We start from the raw sequence: 395 nt of genomic DNA, 5'->3' as shown, positions 1-395 counted from the left end.
AAGTCTTAGGGTAGGTGGCACGTTTTCCCACTGTTCCGCTCTGCTGTTTAAGTTTCTCAGGCACATTTGAATTTGTAGAGGCTTCGTCGGTGGTGTGTTCCTAGGGAGTCCGGTAAAGTCGCCATCTAGGGTGTTTTTGTCTCTGGGCCAGTACAAAGGTTTTAACGTGGTGTTTGGTGTAGTTGGGTGTTCTAAAACATCTAACCAGTTCATCAAACATCACTCCGGCCACAAAGAGACGTGGCCTGCGTTGGACGCAGCTCTATCGTGCGTCCAACGCAGGCCACGTCTCTTTGTGGCCGGAGTGATGTTTGATGAACTGGTTAGATGTTTTAGAACACCCAACTAAACCAAACACCACGTTAAAACCTAAGTGCTTGCCTTGAGACAAAAAC

1 protein-coding gene is annotated in these 395 nt (G+C 47.8%); it reads right to left on the bottom strand.

All coding sequences use genetic code 11. From position 1 onward, the window contains the following. A partial coding sequence (locus A3763_RS29515) for a hypothetical protein (protein WP_231872138.1) occupies window positions 1-213 on the bottom strand: 213 nt, incomplete at its 3' end. Between the last annotated feature and the right edge of the window lie 182 nt (window positions 214-395).

The organism is Oleiphilus sp. HI0128 (assembly GCF_001635365.1).
The sequence above is the reverse complement of the archived record's forward strand: the minus strand, read 5'-3'. Positions and strand labels throughout refer to the sequence as shown.